General features: G+C 48.7%; 1 protein-coding gene. It reads right to left on the reverse strand.

The annotated features are described in order from the left end of the window. Window positions 1-212: 212 nt before the first annotated feature. A complete protein-coding gene (locus tag HMPREF3067_RS10960; RefSeq protein ID WP_005527694.1) occupies window positions 213-680 on the reverse strand; it encodes a hypothetical protein in 468 nt (155 codons plus the stop codon). Window positions 681-1,716: the final 1,036 nt, after the last annotated feature.

The following is a 1,716-nucleotide window of genomic DNA, read 5'->3' on the forward strand; positions in this document are numbered from 1 at the left end:
AGGGGCAACGAGATCAGCGAGAAGCTGATGAAAACCCTGCGCACGCCAGCTAATCACTTCAACTTGAACTAAGGGGCGACGAGACATATCCCTAAAACTGCGGATAACCCAATTCCGATATAAGAATTCATCGAGCCTATTCCGCCATTTTCAGCGGTATAGATGCTTACGTTCTCCTTGCAACAGAATTTAAAACCGACGAGAAGTACTGCTCAGTACATGGGGATTTCTGGGCCTTGGCCACGGAAGTTTTCGGTCAAAAACCCGAATTCGACTTCCCATATATGAAACTCACTCGGTAAGAATGAAGGCTCCTTTTTCTGCCGAGAAACGACATCAGTCTGAGCTGCTTCACGCGTGGTAAATGCAGCCAATATATCTGGGCTTATTTCCTGGTAGCGCACGGAGGAATGTTGCGCATACCCTTCTCTAAAAACGAGATAGACAAGTTTCGGGAAACGAGACTTGTCTAGTTTCCCTTCCCAGCCTTGAAGGGGAACTTCTTCAGTCCAACAGGTTATTCTTGGAGAATCAACATGCTCGCCCATGGCACTCTCCTGCTCTCTGGTTAAAGCTATTCCGACAAATTCTTCGTCATACGTAGCTTCCGTACGCGCAAAGAGCACAAGAATTTTAGCCTGGTTGCTGCTATTTGAAGTGCTACCTATTAAACCTTGCATGCGTCTCTAAACGGCTTAGTGTTAACAGTCGCAGTGTAAGTTTTATCGTTGTCTACGATAGTTCCTGTTGTCGTGCCAATAAAGTTTGTATCCACTAAGCCATTGCAATGAAACTCAACATTTTTCTGTTCGAGTTTGGATTGCCCTTTGTTGTAAGAGCGCGTAGGAACGCCAGACTTTAATGGTGCGTCCCGCCATACCGTCCAATACTGGTACTTAAGTTTACTCTCGTGTTTGATGGAAGTTACTGGACGACTACACTTAGTCACCGGCTTAAAACCGATGATTTTCGCATCGCCGTCGTGGGTCCTAGTTCGTACATGAATTTCTGTGGGTTCGAGTACGCACGGCCCATAGTCTGGAGTTGCAGCATAGGGCTGAGCGGCGGGAGCACTACTATCGCCTTCTGGCTTTTCAACTCGTGTGTAAGCACTGCTCTCACCGGATTGTTCTACCGAAGCGGGATCCGTAGATGCCTCCGCCACTGAAGGGGTCAACGCAATGGCTAATGCCAAGCAGGAGCATGACGCGGACGTACTAACTGTTCTACTAACCAAAGCTCTACTTTTCGCTCCGAGACATAATAAGCAGCAGTACTAAGTTTAGCTATATATCGTCTCTTTTTCTATAAAAGGTCTAGGCGTTCGATGATGTTCTCTGGCATGCGTTCAGAGAGTTGCGCGGAGTCGATGGGAAATGGTCACGTTCAAACCCATGCATCGCAAGAAGACCTAGATGCTTTGGAAGACATTAAGGTTCTGCGAATGCCGGAAGAGTTACTGACTCGGTATCAGCGAGATAAGCGCGATGAGTTGTTGAAGAGCCGCCGTTCTGATTAGTCGTTGCCGTGTGGCGATAGTTCGCGTTTTCGTGCTGCCGCGGAAGTCGCACAAGCGACTTCCTTGCCTCGTGTCTCTGTCATGTCCTGGCGTTCGCAGTCGTGGCTAGAGATTGCCTGGCACGACCAAACCCGCCGAGGGTTCGGCGGGTTTTCAATGCTGACCTCCCCGTTACCTTGTGAGTGTCCCCGATAATG

The sequence above is a fragment of the Corynebacterium sp. HMSC04H06 genome, from assembly GCF_001815935.1.
GTDB lineage: Bacteria > Actinomycetota > Actinomycetes > Mycobacteriales > Mycobacteriaceae > Corynebacterium.

Excerpts from the sequence above, each read along its gene's own strand:
- HMPREF3067_RS10960 (WP_005527694.1), bottom strand. The coding sequence starts at position 680 with ATGCAAGGTTTAATAGGTAGCACTTCAAATAGCAGCAACCAGGCTAAA.